The following is a 19,135-nucleotide window of genomic DNA, read 5'->3' on the forward strand; positions in this document are numbered from 1 at the left end:
AGACTTCAAGTCTCTCAATGAATGGCCGCGCCAAGCGGCTCAGGAGTTTCCATGACCTTCAATGTTGCCATGAGTGGTCTGCGCGCGGCCCACAAGCGTCTCGAAGTGGCCGGTAACAACATTGCCAACGTCGGCACGGTTGGCTTCAAGTCTTCGCGGGCAGAGTTCTCGGCCTTGTATTCGTCGGCGCAATTGGGTGGTGGCTCCAATGCGGTGGGTGATGGCGTGCGATTGGCCAATATCTCGCAGAACTTCAATTCCGGTGTAGCCATGAGCAGTGCCGGTGCACCACTGGACATGCGCATTCAGGGCAATGGTTTTTTTGTGGTCAGTGAGCGCGGTTCGCTGGCGTACACCCGCGCCGGCGCTTTTCACAAGGATGCCGAGGACTTTGTCGTCGACAGCGACGGTAATCGCTTGCAGGGCTATGGTGCGGACGCTCAGGGCGCCCTCATCAATGGCGTGCGCAGCGATCTGAAGATCGACACCTCGATCATGCAGCCCACGCCCAGCAGTGAGCTCAAGCAAACCGTGAATCTGGGCGCGGGCATGCCTTCGCTGGCGGCGTTGCGGGCGTTCGATGCCAATGACCCGAGTACCTACACCCGCGTCGTGACCCGTACGATTCAGGATCAGGGGGCTGCTGGGCAGGCGCCGGCCGATCATGAACTCAAACAGTATTTCGTCAAGACCGATGCTGACCGCTGGGATGTGTATGTCACCGTCGACGGACGCAACCCGCTGGATCCGACCGCCAGTGCGCCGTTGCAATGGGCAGTGCGTCGGCACAGTGACGGCAGTGCGGTATTGGCCGGCGGCAGTCAGCAGGTCAGCAAGGTGTCCGACACGGAGTTTGCACTCGGTCAGTGGAAGCCAGGCGTGCAGGTCAATGGGCAATGGGTTGCCAGCCCGGCCGGCAATGGCGGCAAGGTGTCTTTGCCGCTGCTCGACGGTACGCAGAGCCTGATCGATGAGGCCGACCTGCTGATGGAGCGCCCGCTGCCAGAGTTTCGGCCCACCGACGTCGGGGCCTACAGCAAGATGTTCTCCAGTGCGGTGCATGACTCGCTGGGCAATGTCCATGACCTGCGCCAGTACTTCGTCAAGGACGGCACCAACAGCTGGAAAATGCATGTACTGGTCAATGACCGTAACCCGATCGATCCGCAAAGCACCGAGCCGTTGACCGCCAGCCTGTTGTTCGATGGCAACGGCGCGTTGAGCAGTGTGGTCGGCAGTCCGGGGCTTGAGCTGGATGGCGATGCGCTGGTGGTGCACGGCTGGCTGCCGGCCTGGCAGCCGCGTCGCAACGATACGCTGTGGGCACCCAATGGCGCGACCGCGCACCCCGGTGGCCTGTGTATCCAGATTGATCGCCTTAGCCAGCACAACGCCGACACCGCGCGCAGCTCGGTGCATGTCGACGGGCATGCGCCGGGCAGCCTGACCGGGATCGGTGTCGGGCGCGATGGCGTGTTGCAGGCTTCATTCAGCAATGGCCTGTACCGCTCGATCGGGCAGGTGATGCTGGCGCGTTTCAGTAATGAACAAGGGCTGACACCGCAAAGCGAAACCCGCTGGCGCCAGACCCATGCCTCCGGTATCGCCGATTACCAGGCGCCGGGGCAGGGCGGAGTGGGCAGTCTTGTCGCGCAATCGCTGGAAGCGTCGAACGTCGACCTGACCTCGGAATTGGTGGAGCTGGTCCAGGCGCAGTCGGCGTTTCAGGGTAATTCCAAAGTCATTGCGACCGAGGCAACGCTGTTGCAAACGCTGATTCAGTCGACGTAAGGCGCAGGCGGTCAAATCGAGCAGTCGGCCTTGACGTAAAAGCCGTTCAGGCGTGTCCAGCCGTGCCCCGGGCTGGTCTGGGCGCAGACCACGCGGTCGTTACCTTGCCATTTGTAATAGCGTGCCGGTGCCGCCTGGGTGAGCAGGGCGCAACTGATCAGGCTGGTGGCCAGCAGGCCGGTAACGACGTGGCGCCAGCGGATGGGTGTTTGCATGCTGGCCTCCGGTGGTCAGGCAAGTGCCATCACGATAAACGCCTGCATGGCATTCTCCAAGCACCGCTGGGTAAGTTTTTTGGCGCAGGGCGGCAGTTCGTCGCCGCTTTGCCGCACACATGGCAATGGCTTTGAGCGGCAGGTGCCTGTCATTGCTGGCGAATGGCTGCTTTGTATCGGTTTTGAAAAACTGGTCCGAAAATTGCTCAGGGATTGGCAGAACAGCTACAGGCGGCAAACGTCTGTCAGAGGAGGAAGACTGTGGACAAGTTGCTTTACGTGGCGATGACCGGTGCTTCGGAAAACGCCGTTGCGCAAAAGGCGCGTGCCAACAACCTGGCAAACGTATCGACCAATGGTTTCTTGCGCGATTTCGAGCAGGCCCGTTCGATGCCGGTGTTTGGTGAGGCGCTGCCTTCGCGGGCGTATGCCTTGACCGAGCGTCCCGGCACCGACTTTTCCAGCGGCACCCTGATCGAGACCGGGCGCGACCTGGATATCTCGGTCAATGGCGATGGCTTTATTGCCGTGCAAACCCCTGACGGCGGTGAAGCCTATACCCGCACTTCCGGTATGAACATCGACGCGCTGGGCATTCTGCGCGACGCCAGCGGTTTGCCGGTCATGGGCAACGGTGGTCCGATTGCCGTGCCGCCCCAGCAGCAGATCGAAATCGGCTCTGACGGCACCATCAGTGTCCGTGCGCTGGGTGAAAGCCCGCAGGTGATGGCGCAGATCGACCGCATCAAGCTGGTCAACCCGGATCTGAAAACCATGGAAAAAGGCCCTGATGGCCTGATCCACACCAAGAGCGGGCAGCCGGCTGCCGTGGACGCCAACGTGCGGGTCGAGTCAGGCTTTTTGCAGGCCAGCAACGTCAATGCGGTCGAGGAAATGACCTCGATTCTGGCCTTGTCCCGGCAATTCGAGCTGCACGTGAAAATGATGAAGACCGCCGAAGAAGGCGATGAAGCAATGGCTCGCGTCTTGCAGATCTGATCCCTATTGACAGCCTGCGCCGACAAACCGGCGCTTGAGGAGAAACCCTATGCTTCCTGCTCTCTACGTCGCCAAGACTGGTCTGGCCGCTCAGGACACCAACCTGACGACCATCTCCAACAACCTGGCCAACGTTTCGACCACCGGCTTCAAGCGCGACCGTGCCGAGTTCCAGGACTTGCTCTATCAGATCAAGCGTCAGCCAGGCGCCCAGTCGACCCAGGACAGCGAGTTGCCTTCGGGCCTGCAACTGGGTACCGGTGTGCGCATCGTCGGCACCCAGAAAAGCTTCGTGGCCGGCAGCCTGCAGACCACCGAAAACCCGCTGGACCTGGCGGTCAACGGTCGTGGCTTCTTTCAGGTCATGCAGCCTGACGGCACCATCGCCTACACCCGCGACGGTACTTTTCACCTCGACAGCACCGGCCAGATCGTGACCTCCAACGGTTTCGCCCTGGAGCCTGCGGTGGTCGTGCCGCAAAACGCCCAGACCTTCACGGTCGGTCAGGACGGTACGGTTACCGTAACCCTGGCAGGCGCTACCGCCACGCCGCAGGTGATCGGCAACATTCAGACCACTGACTTCATCAACCCGGCCGGCCTGCAAGCCATGGGCGGCAACCTGTTCCTGGAAACCGCCTCCAGCGGCGCGCCGCAAGTCGGCCAGCCAGGCCTTAACGGTCTGGGCCCGGTGTTGCAGAACACCCTGGAAAACTCCAACGTCAGCACCGTTGAAGAACTGGTCAACATGATCACCACTCAACGTGCCTACGAAATGAACTCCAAGGTGATTTCTTCTGCCGACCAGATGATGCAGAACCTGGTGCAAACCCTTTAAGCCCTGATGGATCAGCTCAATCCGACATGGCGTCTGTCCGGCGCCAGCTACACCGCGAGGTTTCAAGAGTCATGAAGCGCTTCTCCGCTTTGCGTTTTCCCGTGCTGATCGCTCCGTTGTGCGCCGCTGCCCTGTTGACAGGTTGCGTGGCCCCCGCAGCCAAGCCCGATGACCCTTATTACGCTCCGGTGTTGCCACGCACGCCGATGTCGGCGGCGGCCAACAATGGCGCCATCTACCAGGCCGGCTTCGAGCAAAACCTGTATGGCGACCGCAAGGCATTCCGGGTCGGTGACATCATCACCATCACCCTGTCCGAGCGCATGGCGGCCAGCAAGGCGGCCAGCTCCGACATGACCAAGAAAAGCAACACCAGTGTCGGCCTGACCTCGTTGTTCGGTTCCAGCCTGACCACCAATAACCCGATCGGCAGCAATGACCTGAGCCTGAGTGCCGGCTACAACGGCTCTCGCGCCAACGAAGGCGACAGCAAGGCAGCGCAGAGCAACAGCCTGACCGGTTCGGTGACCGTGACCGTCGCCGATGTGCTACCCAACGGCATTCTGTCGGTGCGTGGCGAGAAATGGATGACGCTCAACACCGGCAATGAGCTGGTGCGTATTGCCGGGCTGATTCGCGCCGATGACATTGCTACCGACAACACCGTGTCGTCGACTCGCGTAGCGGATGCGCGTATCACCTATTCAGGTACTGGGGCATTTGCCGATACCAGCCAGCCAGGCTGGTTCGATCGGTTCTTCCTCAGCCCGTTGTTCCCTTTCTGATCGCGGGATAGCCATGCGCACGCTCAATAAACTGATTACCGCCGTTCTGCTGGTTTGCGCACCGTTGGCTGCCCATGCCGAGCGCCTGAAAGACATCGCCAGTATTTCCGGCGTGCGGACCAACCAGTTGATCGGCTACGGCCTGGTCGTGGGCCTTAACGGCACCGGTGACCAGACCACCCAGACACCGTTCACCCTGCAGACCTTCAACAACATGCTGGCGCAGTTCGGCATCAAGGTGCCGGCAGGTTCCGGCACCGTGCAGCTGAAAAACGTTGCGGCGGTGGCGATCTATGCCGACCTGCCACCGTTCGCCAAGCCTGGCCAGCAAGTGGATATCACCGTTTCGTCGATCGGTAACTCCAAGAGCCTGCGCGGTGGCAGCCTGCTGATGACCCCGCTCAAGGGTATCGACGGCAACGTCTATGCCGTGGCGCAAGGCAACCTGGTAGTGGGCGGCTTCGATGCCGAAGGCCGCGATGGCTCGAAAATCACCGTCAACGTTCCGTCGTCCGGTCGCATTCCTGGTGGCGCCACCGTAGAACGTTCGGTGCCGAGCGGTTTCAACCAGGGCAACTCGCTGACCCTGAACCTCAACCGTTCCGACTTCACCACCGCCAAGCGCGTGGTCGACAAGATCAACGACCTGCTCGGCCCTGGCGTAGCCCAGGCGCTGGACGGCGGCTCGGTGCGCGTGACTGCGCCACTCGATCCGGGTCAGCGTGTCGACTACCTGTCGATTCTGGAAAACCTGGAAATCGATCCGGGTCAGACCGCCGCCAAGGTGATCATTAATTCGCGTACCGGCACCATCGTGATTGGCCAGAACGTCAAGGTTTCGCCAGCAGCGGTGACCCATGGCAGCCTGACCGTGACCATTACCGAAGACCCGATCGTCAGCCAGCCAGGTCCTCTGTCCAACGGCCAGACCGCCGTTGTGCCGCGCTCCAGGCTCAATGCGCAGCAAGAACTGAAGCCGATGTTCAAATTCGGCCCCGGCACCACGCTGGACGAGATCGTGCGCGCAGTGAACCAGGTGGGCGCTGCCCCCGGCGACCTGATGGCCATTCTTGAAGCCCTGAAACAGGCCGGCGCCCTGCAGGCCGACCTGATCGTGATTTAAGGAGGCGTTCATGGATATGCCCAAGAGCACGTCTGGCACGGTTGATTCGGGTGCTTACACCGACGTCAATCGTCTGGCTTCTTTGAAGGGTGGCGACAAGGACAGCCCGGAAAACCTCAAGAAGGTTGCCCGCGAGTTCGAGTCGCTGTTCGTCAGCCAGATGCTCAAGGCCATGCGTTCGGCCAACGAAGTGTTGGCCAAGGACAATCCGTTGAACTCGTCCGAGACCCGTCAGTTTCAGGAAATGTACGACCAGCAGCTGGCCGTGACCCTGTCGACACGCGGTAACGGTATCGGCCTGCAAGACGTGCTGATGCGCCAGTTGTCCAAGGACAAGGGCATCAATCATGCGCCGGCTGCCCAAACGGCGGCGACCGATCCTGCGGCTAAAGAGGCTGGCGCCGACAAGGCTGCCACGCGTCCTGGGCTGGCCACTGGCATCTATCAGCAGCCATTGTGGGCCAGCCGTTCGACGTCGGCGCAGGCAGCAGCGGCTACCAGCGCCGCAGGCCAGGCCCGCAACGACATGTCCATGCTCAACACGCGCCGCCTGTCGCTGCCTGGCAAGCTCACTGACCGGCTGTTGGCCGGTATCGTGCCGTCGGCCGCCACTGCTCAGGATCAGGCTAACCACCGTATCAATGTGCCGGGTGCCACGGCGTCCGGCAGCAATAAAGAGTTGATCGCACGCGGTAATGGTGACTGGACGCTGGACCCGAGTCTGGCAACACCGACGGTCGAGTACACCCGCACCGTGGCCCAGCCACCGCTGGCCCCGGCCAAGCGCGCGTTCAGCAATGCCGACCAGTTCGTCGAAACCATGCTGCCGCTGGCCAAAGAGGCCGCCGCGCGCATCGGTGTCGACCCGGTCATGCTGGTCGCCCAGGCGGCGCTGGAAACTGGTTGGGGCAAGTCGATCATGCGCCAGGGCGATGGCAGCAGCAGCCACAACCTGTTCGGCATCAAGGCCATGGGTAGCTGGAAGGGCGCCGAGGCACGCGCGATCACCAGCGAGTTCCGCGAAGGCAAGATGGTCAAGGAAACGGCGGACTTCCGTGCCTACGAATCCTACGCCGACAGCTTCCACGATCTGGTCAGCCTGTTGCAGAACAACAGTCGCTATAAAGAAGTGATCAACTCGGCCGATAAACCGGAACAGTTTGTAAAAGAGCTGCAAAAGGCCGGGTATGCCACGGACCCGGACTACGCCAGCAAGATTACCCAGATTGCTAAGCAGATGAAGAGTTACCAGAACTACGCCGCCGTGACGGGCTCTTCCACGACTTTATAAAGGCTTGAACCATGTCGCTGATTAATATTGGGCTCTCAGGGCTGAATGCCAGCACCGCCGCGATCAACACCATTGGCAACAACACCGCCAACATCGATACCGACGGCTACTCGCGCCAACAGGTACGAACGACAGCGGCGGTGCAGATCAGCGCCGGTAACGGGATCGGTTACATCGGTACCGGCACCACGTTGCAGGATGTTCGTCGCATCTACAACAGCTACCTGGAAACCCAATTGCACACCAGCACGGCGTTGTCGGCCGATGCCGCCGCTTATTCGAACCAGGCCAGTCGCACCGACACCCTGCTGTCCGACAGCAGCACCGGTGTGACCGCGCAGTTGTCTTCGTTTTTCACCAAGTTGCAGACCATGTCGGGTAATGCGACCCAGTCGGCCGAGCGTACCGCGTTCCTGACCCAGGCCTCCTCGCTGGCTGCGCGGATGAACTCCATCGCCGGTCAGTTGAGCACCCAGAACGACAACCTGAATATTCAGCTGAGCAGTTACACCGACGGCGTCAACGAGTTGACGACCACGATTGCCAGCCTCAACAAGCAGATCGCCCAGGCCTCCGGTGCCAATACCTCGCCCAACAGCTTGCTCGACTCGCGCAACGAAGCGGTGCGCAAGCTCAATGAGCTGGTCGGCGTCAAAGTGGTCGAGAACAACGGCGGCTACGACGTGTACACCGGCAGCGGCCAGTCGCTGGTAGTCGGTGGCTCATCGTTCAAGATGAGCGCAGTACCGGGCGCCAACGATCCGTCGCAGTACACCTTGCAAGTCACCTATGGCAACAGCTCGACCGATGTGTCGAATGTGGTCACCGGCGGCGCCATCGGCGGCTTGCTGCGTTATCGCTCCGACGTCTTGCAGCCAGCAGGCAATGAACTGGGCCGCATCGGCCTGGTGCTGGCCGATCAGGTCAACACCCAACTGGCTCAGGGTATCGACCTGAAGGGCAACTTCGGCAGCGCGCTGTTCAGCGACATCAACTCGACCGCTGCCATCGGCCAGCGCAGCCTCGGCCAGACCGGCAACAGCGCAGGCTCCGGCAACCTGAATGTCACCATCACCGACACCAGCGTGCTGTCGACCAGCGATTACGAAGTCACCTTCACCAGCGACAGCGCCTACACCGTGCGCCGCCTGCCCAATGGCGAAAGCGTGGGCACCGGCAACCTGACCGACAACCCGGCCCCCAGCTTCGAAGGTTTCTCTTTGTCGCGTCTGGGTGGTGCGATGTCGGCCGGCGATACCTTCAAGGTCACGCCGACGCGCAACGGCGCCTCGGGCATCTCGGTGGTCATGACCGACCCGCAAGACATTGCGGCTGCCGCTCCCCTGACCGCCGCGGCCGGTGTCAGTAACAGCGGCACCGGTGGCTTTACCCAGCCGGTGTTGACCACCACGCCTGATATTTATGACGCCACTGCACTGAGCAACCTGCAGAACGGCATCAAGGATGCCACGCCGATGCGCCTGGTCATGGGCACGGTCAGCGGCGGCGTGCAGAGCTACAGACTGGTGAACGCGCAGGGTACAGCGGTCAACGACCCCAACGGCAACGCCATCACCGGCACGGTTGTTCAGGGCCAGACCAACACGCTGAAATTTAACGTGGGCACAGGGTCCAGCTCGTTCCAGTTCGAAATGAGCCTGTCCGGCACCTCGAACGCCAACGACACTTTCAGCATCAGCCTGACCGGCGCCGGGTCTTCGGACAACCGCAACGCGGCTGCCGTGATGGAGCTGCAGACCGAGCGCACCGTGGGTGTCAGCAACGGCAGCGTCGGCGTCAGCATGACCCAGTCCTACGCCAGCATCGTGTCCAGTGTCGGCACCTATGCCAGCCAGGGCAAAAGCGATGTCACCGCCACCGAGGCCGTACTGGCCCAGTCCAAATCGGCACGCGATTCGGTGTCTGGCGTATCGCTCGATGAAGAAGCCGCCAACCTGATCAAGTACCAGCAGTACTACACGGCCTCGTCACAAATCATCAAGGCGGCGCAGACCATGTTCAGCACGCTGATCAACAGTCTTTAAGGAGTCGTAAACCATGCGCATTTCCACCGGCCAGATTTACGAAACCTCAGCAGCCAACTACCAGCGTAACTACGCCAAGTACGTCAAGACCGGCGAAGAGGTCAGCAGCGAAACCAAGCTCAATACCGCGAGTGATGATCCGGTGGGCGCAGCGCGTGTGCTGCAATTGGCCCAGCAGAACGCGATGCTTGAGCAGTACGCGAATAACATCACGATTGTTAATAACAACACCGCCAACACCGAAACGGCGATGGAAAGCATCATTACGGCGCTGACCCGAGCCAATGAGCTGGTGATCAGTTCCGGCAACGGCGGTCAGACCGACTCCGACCGGCTGGCCAACTCTCAGGAACTGAAGCAGCTGCAAAGCCAGATCATGGGCCTGATGAACAGTCAGGACGCCAACGGCCGCTACTTGTTCTCCGGTTCCGACTCGGCGCAGCCGCCGTATATTCGCAACTCCGATGGCACCTACAGCTATCAGGGCGACCAGAACGGTGTGGCACTGGCAGTGGGCGACGGCTTGGTGCTCAACAGTATCACCACCGGTTGGGAAGCCTTTGAGCAAGCAGTCAACACCACGCGTACTTCAGTAACGCAGACCCAGCCGGCTGTGGATGACAACAAGGTCAACCTGTCCAGCGGCAAAGTGTCGTCTACAAGTACCTACAATGCCAGTTACGTTGCCGGCCAGCCGTATACCCTGTCGTTTGTCGACGGCCCGCAGATTCTGATCAGGGATCGCAGCGGTAACGATGTGACGGCCGATGCTTCCACCGCTGGCAAGTTCGATTACGCCAGCTCGGCCAGTCAGACCTTTACCTTTCGCGGTGTGGATCTGACCATGAACGTCAACCTGTCGGCGACCGAGAAAGCCAGCGCCGATGCGGCTGAAACTGCCCTGGCCAATCGTACTTATCAACTGGCGTCCACGCCCAGCAGCATCAGCGCCACCCGCAGTCCTGGCAACACCTCCTCGGCGACTATCACCCAGGCGGCAGTGGGGACTACGGCCGCTGCTCAGACCCTGTACAACAACGCTTTCCCTACGGGGGGGGCGATCCTCAAGTTCACCGATAGCGGTTATGAGTTGTATGCGTCGCCGGTGAGCAATGGCAATCCACCGGTCGCCACCGGCAGTGGTTTTGGCCCGACGATCAGTGCCGCGGGTGCCAACTTCACCATCAGCGGTACGCCGGTGGAGGGTGATCAGTTCATCATCGAGTCCAGCACCCATCAGACCAAGAACATTCTCAATACCCTGACGGACATCATCACGGCACTGGATACCAAGGTCGATGGTGATGCGGTAGGCCTGCAAAAGCTTCAGGCTTCGCTCAATTCGGCACTGGGCAACCTCAACAGCGGCACAGAGCAATTGTCTACTGCCATCTCGGCCGGCGGTGCGCGGCAGAAGGCTGCCATCGAGCAAGGCGTGACCAACGACATGATCAAGGGCAATAACGTCACTGAGTCGGAAACGTTTACCAAGTCCGATGGTGTTGAAGCGGCTACCCGTTTGACCTTGCAACAGAACATGCTGCAAGCTTCTCAGCAGGTGTTTATCCAGGCCTCCAAGCTGAATCTGTTCAGCCAGATTTAACGCCCGATCTTTAGATGTTCCAGCCGTTTTTTGGTAGCAAGGGAGTCGCTTGCTGACTCCCGTAGCCCATGAGTCCGCACTGTGAAATCAGCTCCTCTCGTTAGTCTTGTTATTCCCGCTCTCAATCCCCGGTTCTTTCGGGCCGCCTTGCAAAGTGCTCTTGATCAATCTTATGCGCCGCTGGAAATCATCGTTTGCGACGATTGCCAGACCGGCGAGATCAAGACCATTTTTGACGAGCTTGTCCCGGAGGGCAATGCGCGTGCGCGTTATGTTGCCAACGCCCAGCGCCTGGGGTTTCAGGGCAACGTACTTAAATGTCTTGAAGAGGCGGGCGGGGAATACATCAAGTTTCTCTGCGACGACGATCAGCTCTACCCCTTCTGCGTAGCCCAGCAGGCTCAGGCGCTGCTTGAGAACGCGGATGTCGGGCTGGTCGTGTCGCGTCGTGACTTTGTTGACGCCAATGACTATGTCTTGCCTGGGCGGATGGAGAATGCAGGGCTGGTGCCTTACGACGCACTGTTCAATGGCGTCGATCTGCTGGCTGAGTTCGATAAGCTTTTGTCCAATGACCTGGGCGGGTTCAGTGCAGCCTTGATGCGCAGGGACGATGTTCTGGAATATCTCCCGCAGCTTGTTCAGGACGGCCAAGGGTTTATGGCACTCCTGGATTTTTCCCTGTTCATCTGCTTGCTGAGGCGTACCCACCTTGTTGCGCTGCACTCAATAGCGTTGAGAGAGCGGTTGCACCCGGATCGTTTGAGCCGCAGCGCCAAGGCAACCAATGCCGCTCAGGTTGAAAATGGCTGGCTGCGGCAGATGCTGGAAATGCGCGAGGAAAAAACCGAGTCGTTGCTTGGCTGGACACGGTTTGTACCTTTGCACAGCGCCCATGTTGAACCACGTGAATGGGATGATGTAGGCCTTTATGCGCTGGCGGCCACGCGCCAGGGCATTATGCGTAACAGGGTAGGCGCTTATGCTCAAAGTTATGCCGAACTGTATGCGCAATGGCTGGCTTGCCGAACCTATACGCCCGCTCAGAAAAAACTCTTGCCGCAACGTATTGCTTCGTGGCGCACCCGTCCCAGAATCGTTCCGGTCATCGTGGACTTTGCAGGCGATCCGGGCCTTCTGGACATCACCCTCACCAGTCTCGACAAACAGGACTATGCGCCTGAGTCTATCGTCGTACTGAGCGGTGAGTCTGTTCCGATGCAGGCTCAGGTTCTGCATATTCCCTTGCAGCAAAACCTGGCTCAACAACTCAATGACGTGCTGCTTCTGCTTGAACACGCTGACTGGATCTATCTGCTACGTGCCGGTGACCGGCTGACCGAGCCTGCGCTGTTGATCCTGGCTGAGCGAGTGGCTCAAATGCAGGGACTCAAGTGCGTATACAGTGACGAAGGGGGCTTGCACGAAGACGTCTCTCAAGATCCGGTCTTCAAGCCAGACTTTAACCTGGACCTGATGCGCAGCTACCCTTATGTCGGGCGTGCTCTGGCCTTTGAGCGTCACGGGGTTCTGGAAATCGGTGGTTTCGATCCGGCGTACGGCGAATTGGCACCCCAGGATGTGATCTGGCGGATTGTCGAAAGTGCAGGCCTGCAGGCTGTCGAGCATATTCCCGAAGTTTTGGTCGAATCCAGTCTGGCATTCGCTGACTGGCTGGCATTGCCTGCCGTCACGGATTCAAGCGAGGCCCTGACGACCGGGCATTTACAGCGTATGGGTGTGCGCCACGTCATTCATCATGATGATGGGCGGTTGCTCAACCGGATCGAGTACCAGCACGGCACCCAGCCGCTGGTCACGATTGTGATCATCGTGCGCGATCATCTCGATGCCTTGGAACGCTGCCTCGATAGCCTGCTCAGCACGACGACTTATCCCTATTACGAAGTGTTGATCGTCAACCATGGCAGCCAGGGTCAGCAGACGCTTGCCTGGCTCGCCGCGATGGGCTCGATGAACTCTGACAAGCTGCGGATCGTCAGCACGGTTGATGCAGATAACGAGGCCGGGGCCTGGAATCTGGCCACGCAAGAAGCGCGAGGCGACTACTTGCTGTTTCTGGGCGTGCATACGCGCGTTCGCAACGGCAACTGGATTGAAGGCTTGCTCAATCATGCGCAACGCCCTGAAGTCGGTGTTGTGGGGCCGATGATTCTCGATTCACAAGACAGAATCGAGTATGCCGGCAGGGTATTCGGGATGGAGGGGTTTGCTGGCAGGCCTTCGCTGCATGCTTCACCGTCCTCAAGCGGTTACATGCAGCGTCTCAAGACCGTCCAAAACTGGACGGTTTTAAGCGGTCATTGCCTGATGGTGCGCAAGGACGTGTTGAATGAGCTTGGGCCGCAAGATGAAACGACGTTTGTCCAGGGGCTCAACGATCTTGATGTGTGCTTGCGTGCAGGCCGGCAAGGCTACCTGGTGGTCTGGGATCCGGTCACCCGGATTGTACTGGACGAGGCCAGCCCCGATACGCGATCGCCTGAGCGCCAAAGGCAGTTGCTCAATGCGCAGACGGCTCTGTGCCTGAAGTGGCTACCTGAATTTGCGCGCGATCCGGCTTACAACCAGAACCTTATGCAGACCGAAGCCCAGTCCTGGCAGCTCAAGCCGGGCCTGCGCAGCGGCTGGAATCCTTTTTGTACTCAGCATCTGCCTTCTATCCTGGGCATGGCGGTGAACTCCGGTGCCGTCGGACATTACCGGCTCAGCCAGCCAATGGCTGAGCTTGAGGCGGCCGGGCGCATTGTGGGGAGGGTGAACTATGAAATGCCCTCAATCGCCGAAGTTGAATTGCAGAAACCTGATGTCATTGTGATTCAAGGGCGTTACAGCGAAATCAGGCTGCTTGAGATTGAACAGGTCAAAGTGTGCTCCAATGCCATGCGCATCTTTGAACTGGATGATTACATCGTCAATGTGCCGGAAAAGAACGAGCACCGACGCAGCATGCCGGAAAACATGGAAAGCGTGCTGCGCAGAGGCATTGGCATGTGCGACCGGCTGGTGGTGTCGACCCAGCCCCTGGCCGATGCGTTATCGAGCATGCACCACGATATTCGGGTAGTACCCAATATGCTGGCCCCGCACCTCTGGAATAACCTCAAGAGTGTGCGCCGCTCTTCGACCAAACCAAGAATTGGCTGGGGCGGTGGCACCAGCCATCGCGGTGATCTGGAACTGATTGTCGATGTCGTTCGCGAACTGGCCGATGAGGTCGAGTGGGTATTCTTTGGCATGTGCCCGGAACTGCTGCGACCCTATATTCACGAGTTTCATAAAGCAGTCAGTCTTGATAGCTATCCCGCCAAGCTGGCCAGCTTGAATCTGGATCTGGCGTTGGCACCCCTGGAACTTCACATCTTCAATGATTGTAAAAGCAACCTGCGATTACTGGAGTATGGGGCGTGTGGTTATCCGGTCATCTGTTCCGATACAAAGGCGTATCAGGGGCACCTGCCGGCAACGCGTGTCGTGAGTAACAGCTCACGCGAGTGGCTTGACGCAATCCGCATGCACTTGTCCGATCCTGCAGCCAGTTACCGGATGGGCAATGAATTGCGTGATACCGTGCTACGAGACTTCATGCTGCGCGGCGAAAACTTGCAGTATTGGGCCAGCGGTTGGTTGCCCGATTGAATTAGGCGATAGGAAAATTTATGTTTAGCGATAATGGCAATGCAGTTGCATCTCTGGACCCGCGCCTGACCCTGGTATTGACTACCAAAGAGCAACCGGATTTTCTGCGCCGCGCATTGGCCTGGTATTGCGATCTGGGTGTAGCAATCAAGGTGTGCGATGCCTCGGCGCACGCTGATACTGAAATAGCAGCGCTGGGTAATATCGAGTACCTGCATCACCCGACACTGGGCGAGGCCAGCCTTGCTGCACGTATCGGCGCTGGGGTGCATGCGGTGGTAACGCCTTACGTGGTATGGGTTGATGTAGAAAGTTTGTTGCTGCCTGAAGCACTGAACGAAGCCGTGCAGTTTCTCGACAGCCATCCCGATTACAGTGCTGCCCAGGGTTACAGCCTGACCTATGAAGCCCATCTTGATCGGGTTGAGTATTACCTGCGTGACCGCAAGGTGCTCGACGATCACGACGCCGAAAATCGGGTTGCGCGGGTCGAACGTTTCATGGAGCAAAGCGTACCGTTGCTCAATGCAGTGACCCGTACGCCAGTCCTGCAAAACTGGTTCAATGCCCTACCGGCCGATTGCAGCGATCAGATGCTGGACATCGCCCACATTCTGTATTTGATCAGTGCTGCCCGAGTGCGCGTTCTGGCCGTTCCTTATGCCTTGCACTTGACGCCCCCTGAAGCGCTGGCCCGGGACACAGCAGCTTTGCAGGACGTTTTGCTGCATAACGATCCGGTAGCGCGGGCGAAACGTGATGCCTGGGTCGCCTGCGTGGCGGCAGCGCTGGTCGACAAGGCTGACATTGATGAAGCCTCGCTTCACGAAGGGCTGCGCGTGCTGGCAGAGAGTCTCAGAGCGAGCCCAAGGCAAAGCAGAGAAAAAATCGTCAGTTCAATCTGGAATCTGGCACTGGAACTGGGAGAGCCGAACTTCGAGCCCCGGCAGTTCCTGGAGATGCCATTTTATACGCAGGGTTTCTTTGAGGAGCTGGCGTGTGTCGAGTTTCTGATTCATGCCCTGCCGGCGGGCGATGTGCAAATAAGAGAGCTGGAAGCCGCGCTGCTTCGACAGGTCGAATTGTCAGGCCCGCAGAATAATCCGGATGCCGAGCCTTTGCTGGACAGGCTGTGGCAAGCCTATGCCACCTATCCTTTCAATACGGAGATTGTGGGCACGCTGGTGCAGGAGTTGAATACACAGCCGCGCGACGCATTGACGTCTGAAGAGGACCGTCAGGAGCAGATCGAGCAGCTGTCAGCCTGGAACGAGCGGTTGCAATCGGTCAGTTTCCACGATAATGGTTCCTTGCTCGATAAGTTGCCGTCCGGGCGTGTACTTCAATGGCTGGCTTCACGCACTCCTGAACCGGCCACGCTGCAACAGTTGGTGGCGCGACAGGCCTCTCGACCGGATGGCTCGCAAATCGGTGTTTTGCTGCTGGATCTGGATGGCGATATCTTCAAGCTACAGGCCACCTTCGACAGTCTGATCAATGGGCATTACCGTAATTTCAAGGTGATTGTATTCACCACGGCTGAATTGCCGGCTGCCACGACCTTGCAGCACACCTTGCATTTTGTGAAGGTGACCAGCGGCAACTACATTGATCGTATCAACCAGACAATCAAGCAAGCGACCAGTGACTGGTTGATGCTGGCCATGGCCGGGGAGCAATTCACGGCATCTGGCTTGTTACTGGCTGCTGACGAATTGGCGGGCGCCGATCACTGCCGTGCGGTCGCCGTTGATGCCATTCACCGTCAGGCCGATGGCACACTCAAGCCTGCATTGTTCCCGGACTTCAATCTCGACTTGCTGGTGGGGTTGCCAGGACTTGTTGCGCGCCACTGGTTGGTAAGGCGTACCGCGCTGGTCAAGGCCGGTGGGTATTCACGTGATTACCCGCGAGCACTTGAGTTCGACGTGCTGCTGCGTTTGATCGAGCAGGGCGGTATGGAAGGGCTGGCTCATTTGAGCGAGCCCGTGGTGATTTGTCAGGCGCCAGAGTTGGCCGACAACGATGACGAGCGTCAAACCCTGACCCGTCACCTCAGGGCTCGTGGTTATCAGGCCGAGGTCGAAGCGTTGCAGTCCGGAGGCTGGAAAATTGACTACCGTCATGCCCACCGTCCTGTCGTTTCGATTCTTGTCCATAGCCAGGATAATCTGGCTGACCTGCAGTTCTGCCTTCATAACCTTCTGCAGCGTACTCGATACCCTCGTTATGAGGTGTTGATCGGCGATAACAACAGCAGCTCTGCAGAGCTCCTGGCCTGGCTGGACGAGCAAGAGCAACTCTCCAGCCGGATTCGCGTGTTTCGTGCCGATCAGCGCATGAGCGCTGTGGCCATGTACAACCAGCTCAGCCAGCAAGCACAGGGCGAATACCTGATACTGCTGGATGCTCAAAGCGGGATCGTCAACGTCGGCTGGATCGAGTCCATGCTCAACCAGGCTCAACGCCCTGAAGTCGGGGTAGTGGGCGCCAAGCTGGTGGATCGCGAAGGCAGCGTGACGCAGGCGGGTCTGATTCTTGGTTTCAATGGCAGCATTGGCTCAGCGTTTGTGGGGGAGCCCAAGCAGTCTGAAGGTTATATGCAGCGCCTGACGGTCGAGCAGAATTACTCGGCCGTATCCATGAACTGCTTAATGATCGAAAAAGCGCTGTTCGACGGCTTGGGTGGATTGGATGAGGTCGATTTTGCTGAGGCTTTTGCCGATGTAGACCTGTGTCTGAAGGCAGCTCAAGCGGGCTACCTGACTGTGTGGACGCCTCAGGTTCAGGTGGTGCATCCGGGAACGGTGGTGCAGTCGCCGGGTGCGTTTGAGGCGCTGCGCGGCAAGTGGCCGGCGGCTTTTGAGCATGACACGGCTTATAACCGCCATCTGTCCCTGGAAGGGGCGGGTTTCACGCTCCGTGATATTTCGTAAAGCTATTGCTGGCTGAAGCCAATGGCTACAAAAAGGGGATGTGTCCGTTAACGGGCACATCCCCTTGTCTTGCGTACTCAACGGTCTAAAACAGTCAATCAACCGAACATCAAAGACGCTTCACTGTTAGTGCCCGTCAATGTGATGAGCAGTGCATCCGCTGTCTGAATCTGTTCGATGGTGTTGTAACCGGCATACCAATCCTTCAGACGCACACCTTCTTGCGGCGTTTCTCCCGCCGCGAAGTCTGAGCGATGCAGATAGAGGTCATCACCCGCTTGGGTGAATCGCAGCTCACTGCCGCTGATGTACGACAGAATCAGCTTGTCACCATTACTGGTGCCGTCATCCTGAATAGTCACCAGCTTCGCAGTATCCACGGTGTAGGTATCATCGCCTTGACCGCCATAGGCTGAGCCGCTGGACTTCAATACCAGCCTGTCATCCCCCACACCGCCAAACAGTGAAAAGTTCAGGCCCGTACCGGTCAGCAGATCATTGCCTTCGCCGCCATCGGCCATGCCGTTCGCCACGGTGATGACGTCACCACCGGCTTCACCGTACGCCCGGCTTCCCTGGTCGCTGGCAGCGGTGACGATGGTGTCGTTGCCGTTGCCACCGTACAACGCATCTGCCTGCGGTCCATTGGTCTGGCCCGCCAGCGTGAAGGGACCAATCTGCGAAGTCAGCCCGCCATAAAGATAGTCATTGCCGTCGCCCCCACTGATAACGTCGTTGCCCAGCCCGCCTTCGAGATAGTTGGTACCAGCGTCTCCAGTCAATGTGTCGTTGAAGTGACTGCCGACCACGCGCTCAATGTTGGTCAGGACATCGCCTTCGGCATCGCCCCCTTTATTGACTTGGGTCTGCAAGTTGATGGTGACTCCGGCAGCACTGGTGATGTACCAGGCGCTGTCCTGACCTTCGCGGCCATCGATGACATCTGCACCAGTACCACCGATGAAGATGTCGACCAGGCGCGAACCCGACAGCGTGTCGTTGAAGTTGCTGCCCTGGAAGATTTCGATGGCGGTATATGTGTCGCCCGCTGCATCACCCGCGTTAACGCCTGTGGTCAGGTCGATGGTCACAGCGCTGGTTGATTGCTTGTAAGTGACCAGGTCCTGGCCGTTCAAGCCATTCAGGCCCATGGGCGAGCTACCGGCATGGAAAGTATCGTTGAAATTCGATCCGCTGACCGCTTCGATACTTGTATAGGTGTCACCGGCTGCAATACCGGAATGTACGCCGGTCTTGAGGTTGATGGTCATGGCCACTGCGCTGTCGAGATAGCCGACAGTATCGTAGCCGTCCCCGCCGATGAACTGATCGGCACCCGCACCACCGTACAGGGTGTCATTGCCTGAGCCGCCGGTGATGATGTTGTCGCTGTCGTTGCCATAGCCCCTGAAGGCTTTATCGCCGATGTAAGTCAGGCGCTCGACGTTTGCCGCCAGGATGGTGCCGCTGGGGTTGATCACCGAGACACGGACTTCATCGTTGCCGCCATTGGCCTGCTCGATGATGGTCGGTGTGGCACCATTGTTGATGTAATAAATATCGTTACCAGCGCCACCTTCAAAGCGGATCGGCGTTGCTCGGGAATCCGGGCCAGAAGTGAAAGTGTCATTGAACGCCGAGCCGATGACGCTCTCGATATTGGTCAATGTGGTGCCTTCGGCATCCCCGCCCGTACCCACGGCGCCAGTCCCGAGGCGGACTTCAACGTTGACTCCGGCCTTTGAGGCTGAGTAGTCGACCGTATCCACGCCGACGCCGCCATCGAAATCAATGCCGCTGCCATTGCCGATGAAGGTGTCGGCAAAGTTCGATCCACTGATCGCTTCAA

At 59.0% G+C, this 19,135-nt stretch carries 13 protein-coding genes; 11 read left to right on the plus strand and 2 right to left on the minus strand.

All coding sequences use genetic code 11. The features are described from left to right. Window positions 1-51: 51 nt before the first annotated feature. Entirely contained in the window at window positions 52-1,791 is a 1,740-nt protein-coding gene (locus ACYP2A_RS23210; protein WP_459748282.1) for a flagellar hook-basal body complex protein, read from the plus strand. An 11-nt stretch (window positions 1,792-1,802) separates the two neighbouring features. On the opposite strand, the gene ACYP2A_RS23215 is transcribed toward ACYP2A_RS23210, so the two are convergent. Continuing rightward, window positions 1,803-2,006 (minus strand): hypothetical protein, encoded by a 204-nt coding sequence (locus ACYP2A_RS23215; protein WP_459748283.1) that lies wholly within the window; start codon window positions 2,004-2,006, stop codon window positions 1,803-1,805. Between ACYP2A_RS23215 and ACYP2A_RS23220 the strand changes: the two genes are divergently transcribed. The 10 genes from ACYP2A_RS23220 (at window position 2,005) to ACYP2A_RS23265 (ending at window position 17,286) form a co-directional block, all read left to right on the plus strand. Further along, window positions 2,005-2,295: a hypothetical protein gene (locus ACYP2A_RS23220; RefSeq protein WP_459748284.1), complete on the plus strand. Its 291-nt coding sequence runs from the start codon at window positions 2,005-2,007 to the stop codon at window positions 2,293-2,295. The genes ACYP2A_RS23215 and ACYP2A_RS23220 overlap by 2 nt on opposite strands. Continuing rightward, on the plus strand, window positions 2,268-3,005 hold the full coding sequence (locus tag ACYP2A_RS23225; protein WP_459748285.1) for a flagellar basal body rod protein FlgF: 738 nt from the start codon (window positions 2,268-2,270) through the stop codon (window positions 3,003-3,005). The genes ACYP2A_RS23220 and ACYP2A_RS23225 overlap by 28 nt, the downstream gene beginning before the upstream one ends. Window positions 3,006-3,054: 49 nt before the next feature. Further along, window positions 3,055-3,843 (plus strand): flagellar basal-body rod protein FlgG, encoded by a 789-nt coding sequence (flgG, locus tag ACYP2A_RS23230; protein WP_056838660.1) that lies wholly within the window; start codon window positions 3,055-3,057, stop codon window positions 3,841-3,843. A 71-nt stretch (window positions 3,844-3,914) separates the two neighbouring features. Then, on the plus strand, window positions 3,915-4,628 hold the full coding sequence (flgH, locus tag ACYP2A_RS23235; RefSeq protein WP_459748286.1) for a flagellar basal body L-ring protein FlgH: 714 nt from the start codon (window positions 3,915-3,917) through the stop codon (window positions 4,626-4,628). A 13-nt stretch (window positions 4,629-4,641) separates the two neighbouring features. After that, window positions 4,642-5,751 carry a flagellar basal body P-ring protein FlgI gene (locus ACYP2A_RS23240; RefSeq protein ID WP_459748287.1) on the plus strand — a complete coding sequence of 370 codons (1,110 nt, stop codon included), beginning with the start codon at window positions 4,642-4,644 and terminating at the stop codon, window positions 5,749-5,751. A gap of 10 nt (window positions 5,752-5,761) precedes the next feature. Then, on the plus strand, window positions 5,762-7,042 hold the full coding sequence (gene flgJ / locus ACYP2A_RS23245) for a flagellar assembly peptidoglycan hydrolase FlgJ (RefSeq protein ID WP_459748288.1): 1,281 nt from the start codon (window positions 5,762-5,764) through the stop codon (window positions 7,040-7,042). A gap of 11 nt (window positions 7,043-7,053) precedes the next feature. Further along, the gene (gene flgK, locus ACYP2A_RS23250) at window positions 7,054-9,087 is read left to right on the plus strand and encodes a flagellar hook-associated protein FlgK (protein WP_459748289.1); all 2,034 of its coding nucleotides are present in this window, start codon (window positions 7,054-7,056) and stop codon (window positions 9,085-9,087) included. Window positions 9,088-9,100: 13 nt separating this feature from the next. Further along, a complete protein-coding gene (locus ACYP2A_RS23255) occupies window positions 9,101-10,690 on the plus strand; it encodes a flagellar hook-associated protein 3 (protein WP_459748290.1) in 1,590 nt (529 codons plus the stop codon). An 81-nt stretch (window positions 10,691-10,771) separates the two neighbouring features. Next, the gene (locus ACYP2A_RS23260; RefSeq protein ID WP_459748291.1) at window positions 10,772-14,350 is read left to right on the plus strand and encodes a glycosyltransferase; all 3,579 of its coding nucleotides are present in this window, start codon (window positions 10,772-10,774) and stop codon (window positions 14,348-14,350) included. A 20-nt stretch (window positions 14,351-14,370) separates the two neighbouring features. Then, complete coding sequence (locus ACYP2A_RS23265) at window positions 14,371-17,286, plus strand: glycosyltransferase family 2 protein (protein ID WP_459748292.1); 2,916 nt, start codon at window positions 14,371-14,373, stop codon at window positions 17,284-17,286. Window positions 17,287-17,384: 98 nt separating this feature from the next. On the opposite strand, the gene ACYP2A_RS23270 is transcribed toward ACYP2A_RS23265, so the two are convergent. Further along, window positions 17,385-19,135 (minus strand): calcium-binding protein (locus tag ACYP2A_RS23270; protein WP_459748293.1); only part of this gene is annotated, 1,751 nt, incomplete at its 5' end.

This window comes from Pseudomonas sp. 3A(2025), from assembly GCF_054589175.1.

Bases quoted from the DNA above. Each gene is read 5' to 3' on its own strand.
- ACYP2A_RS23210 (WP_459748282.1), top strand. From the start codon at position 52: ATGACCTTCAATGTTGCCATGAGTGGTCTGCGCGCGGCCCACAAGCGT.
- ACYP2A_RS23220 (WP_459748284.1), top strand. From the start codon at position 2,005: ATGCTGGCCTCCGGTGGTCAGGCAAGTGCCATCACGATAAACGCCTGC.
- ACYP2A_RS23215 (WP_459748283.1), bottom strand. From the start codon at position 2,006: ATGCAAACACCCATCCGCTGGCGCCACGTCGTTACCGGCCTGCTGGCC.
- flgG (WP_056838660.1), top strand. From the start codon at position 3,055: ATGCTTCCTGCTCTCTACGTCGCCAAGACTGGTCTGGCCGCTCAGGAC.
- flgH (WP_459748286.1), top strand. From the start codon at position 3,915: ATGAAGCGCTTCTCCGCTTTGCGTTTTCCCGTGCTGATCGCTCCGTTG.
- ACYP2A_RS23240 (WP_459748287.1), top strand. From the start codon at position 4,642: ATGCGCACGCTCAATAAACTGATTACCGCCGTTCTGCTGGTTTGCGCA.
- flgJ (WP_459748288.1), top strand. From the start codon at position 5,762: ATGGATATGCCCAAGAGCACGTCTGGCACGGTTGATTCGGGTGCTTAC.
- flgK (WP_459748289.1), top strand. From the start codon at position 7,054: ATGTCGCTGATTAATATTGGGCTCTCAGGGCTGAATGCCAGCACCGCC.
- ACYP2A_RS23255 (WP_459748290.1), top strand. From the start codon at position 9,101: ATGCGCATTTCCACCGGCCAGATTTACGAAACCTCAGCAGCCAACTAC.
- ACYP2A_RS23265 (WP_459748292.1), top strand. From the start codon at position 14,371: ATGTTTAGCGATAATGGCAATGCAGTTGCATCTCTGGACCCGCGCCTG.